The organism is Streptococcus sp. UBA3373, assembly GCF_002360305.1.
Taxonomy (GTDB): domain Bacteria; phylum Bacillota; class Bacilli; order Lactobacillales; family Streptococcaceae; genus Streptococcus; species Streptococcus alactolyticus.
Genome location: NZ_DEQF01000008.1, coordinates 597 through 6,438 on the forward strand (window position 1 = coordinate 597; position 5,842 = coordinate 6,438).

The following is a 5,842-nucleotide window of genomic DNA, read 5'->3' on the forward strand; positions in this document are numbered from 1 at the left end:
TTTTCACGGGCTTTATCGACGTTCGTTTTAGGGTCAGAAAGTTCGTAACCGTCAACGATGACTTTACCGCTAGTGATGGTTTCAAGTAAGTTGAGTGTGCGTAGGAAAGTTGATTTTCCTGAACCAGATGGTCCAATGATACAAACAACGTCTCCTTCATGAAACTGAGTGGTAATTCCTTTTAAGACTTCATTGTCTCCGTAAGATTTATGTAAATCTTGAACATCAATTTTCAATTCTGACATTACTTAAGCCTCTTTTCTAACAGTTTTGCTAAACGAGTCAAAAGGGTAATCATTACGAGGTAAATAACTGCTAAGATAGCGTACATACGGAATGATTGGTAGTTACGGGCGATAATGATTTTACCTGTTTGGAAGAGTTCCACAAGACCAATCGCTGACATGATTGTTGTATCTTTCAATGAGATAACGAATTGGTTGATAAAGCTTGGTAGCATGAGGCGAACAGCTTGAGGTAAAATAACTTTGCGCATGGTTGTGCCGTATGAGATACCCAAACTACGGCTGGCTTCCATTTGACCTTTTGGTACGGCTTCAATTCCTCCACGGACAATTTCGGCGATGTAAGCACCAGCATTTAGTGAGAGGGCGATAGTCGCTGCTAGGAAGTCGTTGATAGGGCTTTGGCGACCTGTGATTGATTCGATAAGGTTTGGAATTCCCCAGAAAATGAAGGCCGCAACAATCATTAGTGGAATACCACGAATCATGTCAACAAAGACTGCTGAGATACCACGTAGGACTTTATTTGGAGCGACAGCCATCATACCAAAGATGATACCGATAACAGTGGCAATCGCAAATGAAATCAAGGTTAAGCCAAGGGTTGTTCCTAAACCAGCCAACAATTGACGGTAGTTGTTTTTAAGAAGTCCCCAAATCGTTGTTTCATTCACGCTTGAATCAGATGATGAGCTAGATGTATCTGAAGAAGTTGTGAGGTATTTAGCAACTAATTTGTCGTAAGTACCGTTTGCTTTAAGGGCTGCAAGTCCGTTGTTGAACATTTCAATCAATTCAGGATTTGAACCAGCTTTAACGGCAAATCCGACGGTACCTGAAGCTTCACCAGGAATTGGTGTTTCAAAGTTGCGTCCTTGTTGGATAGCGTAAGCCAAAACAGCTTCATCATCCATCAAGGCATCAATTGAACCTGAGTTCAAACTATCGTACATTGTAGAAGCTTCATCAAAAGCTTTCAAAGTGTAGTGGTATTGATCAGCGTGTTCTTCCAACCAAGTGTAAGAAGAAGTACCGTTTTTAGCTCCAACGGTTTTACCAGAAAGGTCTTCGTACGATTTAACAGAGCTTCCTTTTTTAACCGCTAGGATGATATTGGTTGTGTAATAAGGATCTGAGAAGTTAAAGATAGCTTTACGGGCATCTGTGATAGTCATTCCCGCGATAACCCCATCAGCTTGTCCTGATTGCACCGCATTGAGTGCTGCATCAAAGCCGATATTGTTGATTTTGATGTTGAAACCTTGTTGTTTGGCAATGGCCTTAATCAAGTCCATATCAAAACCAGTGTAGGTGTTATTACCGTCTTGGTATTCAAATGGTGCAAATGATGTATCAGATGCGATGATATAAGTATCTTTGACTGGAGTGGCTTTGGTCTTAGCGTCACCAGTTGATTCTAATTCACTAGTGTCTTCGCCTAGCCATTTTTTCATAATAGCATCATAAGTACCGTCTTCCTTCATAGAAGCAAGACCTTCGTTAAATTCATCGATAAGGTATTCGTATTGGCTATCTTTTTTAACGGCAAAGGCAAAGCTACCGACTTTTTCGCCGTCCATGTTAATGGCGTAATCTTTACCTTGTTTGATAGCGTATTGAACAACAGGTTCGTCGTCCATGGCAGCGTCAATAGAACCAGCATCAAGGCTGTTATTCATAAGATCACTAGTATCAAATGTTTTGATGGTGTAACCGTATTTTTCTTGATTATCTTTCAAGAAGCTTTGAGAAGCGGTTCCGTTTTTAACCCCGATGGTTTTTCCTTTAAGCTGTTTGTAGCTTGAAATTTTAGCGTTGCCACGTGTATATACAACAACAGCGGTATCGTAGTAAGGATCAGAAAAAGTGAATACTTTCTTACGAGCGTCTGTGATTGTCGTACCAGCCATCAAGGCATCTGCTTGTCCAGACTGAACGGCATTTACCGCCGCATCAAAACCTGGGAAGGTCATATCAACGTCCCAGCCTTCGCGTTTGGCAACTTCATTGATAATATCAACGTCAATACCTTTATAGGTTTGATCTGAGTCTTTAAATTCAAATGGGGCATAGGCGGTATCTGACACAATCTTAATCGTATCAGCGTGCGTCGTCTTTGCACCCAAAACAAAGAATACAGAGAGCATAGCTAGCATAAGAGCTTTCAATTTGTGCTTCATGTTAGTCTCCTTTTTGGTTAGTATATAGTATCATTATATCAAAATTCACAAGTTAAGGCAAATTTAAGTAACAGACGATGTTAGAAAATATAACATAAAAATGCCAGTTGCTTTAAGAAGTCTAAAGCAGATTTTCCGTCAAACTTGTGTTAAAATGAGGACATCAAAGCAATGGAAGAGGAAGGCAAAACATGATTGATAGGGTAACAGATAATCAGTTTAAATTAGTATCAAAATACCAGCCTGCTGGTGACCAGCCAGAAGCAATTAAGGAATTGGTTGATAATATTGAAGGCGGTGAAAAGGCGCAGATTCTGTTGGGAGCAACGGGAACTGGTAAAACGTACACGATGAGTCAGGTGATTGCTCAGGTTAACAAGCCAACCTTGGTCATTGCCCACAATAAAACCTTGGCGGGCCAGCTTTACGGGGAATTTAAGGAATTTTTCCCTGATAATGCCGTGGAATATTTCGTATCTTATTATGACTATTACCAACCTGAGGCTTATGTGCCATCAAGTGACACTTATATTGAAAAAGACAGCTCGGTGAATGATGAAATTGATAAATTGCGTCACTCGGCGACCTCTGCCTTGCTGGAACGTAACGATGTGATTGTTGTCGCATCGGTGTCTTGTATCTATGGTTTGGGTTCGCCCAAAGAATATGCAGATAGCGTGGTTAGCTTACGTCCTGGACAAGAAATCTCACGTGATCAGTTGTTGAATGACTTAGTGGACATTCAGTTTGAGCGAAATGATATTGATTTCCAACGTGGGCGTTTTCGTGTGCGCGGTGATGTGGTTGAAATTTTCCCAGCCAGCCGTGATGACCATGCCTTTCGTGTGGAATTTTTCGGGGATGAAATTGACCGTATCTGCGAAATTGAAAGTTTGACAGGACGAGTGCTTGGCGAGGTGGAACACTTGGCGATTTTCCCAGCCACTCACTTCGTGACCAACGAAGAGCACATGGAGCACGCCATCAAGGAGATCTTGGCGGAAATGGAAGAACAGGTCAAACAATTTGAGTCAGAAGGCAAACTCATCGAGGCGCAACGTATTCGCCAGCGGACAGAGTACGATGTGGAAATGCTCCGCGAAATGGGCTACACTAGCGGTGTCGAAAACTATTCTCGCTATATGGATGGTCGTTCAGAAGGCGAGCCACCGTTTACCTTGCTAGACTTTTTCCCAGAGGATTTTCTCATCATGGTGGATGAAAGTCACATGACCATGGGACAAATCAAAGGCATGTATAACGGGGACCGTTCGCGTAAAGAAATGCTGGTTAATCACGGTTTCCGTTTGCCAAGTGCCTTGGATAATCGTCCTTTACGTCGGGAAGAGTTTGAAAGCCACGTTCACCAAATTGTTTATGTGTCAGCCACTCCAGGTGACTACGAGCTAGAGCAAACGGATACCATTGTTGAACAAATCATCCGTCCGACTGGATTGCTTGACCCTGAGGTTGAAGTGCGTCCGACCATGGGACAAATGGACGACCTGCTGGGTGAAATCAATGCCCGTGTGGAAAAAGGTGAGCGAACCTTCATTACCACTTTAACCAAGAAAATGGCAGAAGACTTGACCGATTACTTGAAGGAAATGGGCGTCAAGGTCAAATACATGCACTCAGATATTAAGACGCTAGAACGGACAGAAATCATTCGTGACTTGCGTCTGGGCGTCTTTGATGTCTTAATTGGTATCAATTTGCTGCGCGAAGGAATTGACGTGCCTGAGGTTAGCTTGGTGGCCATCTTGGATGCTGACAAAGAAGGTTTTTTACGAAATGAACGTGGCTTAATCCAAACTATCGGACGAGCTGCTCGTAATAGTGAGGGACACGTTATCATGTATGCGGACAAGATTACCGAATCCATGCAAAAAGCCATGGATGAAACGGCTCGTCGTCGTGAAATCCAAATGCGTTACAACAAAGAACACGGCATTGTCCCACAAACCATTAAGAAAGACATTCGTGATTTGATTGCGATCTCGAAAACGGGTGACACCGACGTGGCAGAAGATATTCCTGATTACAACAGCATGACGAAAAAAGAACGCCAAGACACCATCAAAAAACTCCAAAAACAAATGCAAGAAGCCGCAGAAATCCTTGACTTTGAACTGGCAGCCCAATTACGCGATATGGTGCTAGAATTAAAGGCGATGGATTAATAATAGGATAAATTCATCCTATTATTTTGTTTTTCGTCATTAAAAATGATATGATAATCAAAAAGGAGGGCAATCATAATGCAAATCGATCTTGAAAATTTAGTTCCAATCACTGAGGCAAATCAAAATTTTTCTAAAGTAGCTCGTATGGTTGACAATAAAGGAACGGCTGTTATTTTAAAGAATAATAAACCTAAATATGTCCTGCTTGATTACAATACCCTAGTTCAAGAAGAACAAGAAGAAACAGTTGTTGCAGATCAAGCTAGTGTTGATGATGTGGCAAATGCTATTTTGTCAAGACATTTAGATGCTTTTAAGGAACTCGCAAACTGAAACATTTAACCGTTGAACAGGTTATTGCCCTACATAGTCAATTAATTGCAGCTTCTGGAGGTGTAGATGGTGTTCGCGACAAAGGATTAGTCGAATCATCGCTTTCTAATGTTTTCGATGTTTATTTTGGAGTTGATCGCTATCCAACTATTGAAGATAAGGCTTCTAGCCTATGTTACTCTTTGATTAAGAATCATGCTTTTTTAGATGGTAATAATCGTATAGGTATTTTTGTGATGCTCGTACTCCTAGAAATTAATGGTATTGTACTGGAGTGTACAGATGAAGAATTAGTTCATCTTGGGATTGGTATAGCAGCATCACAAATAACGTATGAAGCTATTTTAGATTTTGTAGAAAATCATTGATTTTCGTATATGAGGAGGACGAGATGTCACGTTCACAAAATGTGATTTTAACCAATATGTGTCTGATTGAGGACGATCGGGGGCGGTTGGTGATGCAGATTCGGGACCCAAAACGTTATGCTTGGTCAGGAGCTGCTCTACCAGGTGGACACATTGAGCCGCATGAAAGCTTGGTTGAATCGGTTATTCGTGAAATTAAGGAAGAAACGGGCTTAACCATCAAACACCCGCAATTAGTTGGCATGAAACATTGGTACACCAAGGACGATGAACGTTATCTGGTCTTTCTTTATCGCACGTCTGAATTTGAAGGTAACCTTCGTTCGTCTGATGAGGGCGAAGTCAAATGGGTATCTCGACAAGAGTTGCCACAACTTCCTCTTGCCTATGATATGCTGAATTTACTTCGTGTCTTTGATGAGGATAATCTCAACGAACTCTTTTACCGCGAACGCTTAGAAGATGACTTCCTACGCGAATTTTGGTGAGTATTGCCTTGATAAAACAACAAAAAATACACGAAAAGCTTG

The 5,842-nt window shown here is 41.5% G+C and carries 6 protein-coding genes; 4 read left to right on the forward strand and 2 right to left on the reverse strand.

Annotated features, from left to right (window positions below):
• Both B3R79_RS01425 and B3R79_RS01430 read right to left on the reverse strand, forming a co-directional pair.
• A partial coding sequence (locus B3R79_RS01425) for an ATP-binding cassette domain-containing protein (RefSeq protein ID WP_293693340.1) occupies positions 1-245 on the reverse strand: 245 nt, incomplete at its 3' end.
• Positions 245-2,425, reverse strand: coding sequence for an ABC transporter substrate-binding protein/permease (locus B3R79_RS01430; RefSeq protein WP_293693342.1), 2,181 nt, complete (start codon positions 2,423-2,425; stop codon positions 245-247). The genes B3R79_RS01430 and B3R79_RS01425, both read right to left, overlap by 1 nt.
• 191 nt (positions 2,426-2,616) lie before the next feature.
• Between B3R79_RS01430 and uvrB the strand changes: the two genes are divergently transcribed.
• The 4 genes from uvrB (at position 2,617) to B3R79_RS01450 (ending at position 5,800) form a co-directional block, all read left to right on the forward strand.
• Positions 2,617-4,608, forward strand: coding sequence for an excinuclease ABC subunit UvrB (gene uvrB / locus B3R79_RS01435; RefSeq protein WP_269725516.1), 1,992 nt, complete (start codon positions 2,617-2,619; stop codon positions 4,606-4,608).
• A gap of 78 nt (positions 4,609-4,686) precedes the next feature.
• The gene (locus B3R79_RS01440) at positions 4,687-4,944 is read left to right on the forward strand and encodes a type II toxin-antitoxin system Phd/YefM family antitoxin (protein WP_293693344.1); all 258 of its coding nucleotides are present in this window, start codon (positions 4,687-4,689) and stop codon (positions 4,942-4,944) included.
• On the forward strand, positions 4,941-5,312 hold the full coding sequence (locus B3R79_RS01445) for a type II toxin-antitoxin system death-on-curing family toxin (protein ID WP_293693369.1): 372 nt from the start codon (positions 4,941-4,943) through the stop codon (positions 5,310-5,312). Before B3R79_RS01440 ends, B3R79_RS01445 begins: the two co-directional genes overlap by 4 nt.
• Positions 5,313-5,335: 23 nt before the next feature.
• Positions 5,336-5,800 (forward strand): 8-oxo-dGTP diphosphatase, encoded by a 465-nt coding sequence (locus tag B3R79_RS01450; protein WP_154454685.1) that lies wholly within the window; start codon positions 5,336-5,338, stop codon positions 5,798-5,800.
• The last annotated feature ends 42 nt before the right edge of the window (positions 5,801-5,842 follow it).

Excerpts from the sequence above, each read along its gene's own strand:
- B3R79_RS01440 (WP_293693344.1), top strand. The coding sequence starts at position 4,687 with ATGCAAATCGATCTTGAAAATTTAGTTCCAATCACTGAGGCAAATCAA.
- B3R79_RS01430 (WP_293693342.1), bottom strand. The coding sequence starts at position 2,425 with ATGAAGCACAAATTGAAAGCTCTTATGCTAGCTATGCTCTCTGTATTC.
- B3R79_RS01450 (WP_154454685.1), top strand. The coding sequence starts at position 5,336 with ATGTCACGTTCACAAAATGTGATTTTAACCAATATGTGTCTGATTGAG.
- uvrB (WP_269725516.1), top strand. The coding sequence starts at position 2,617 with ATGATTGATAGGGTAACAGATAATCAGTTTAAATTAGTATCAAAATAC.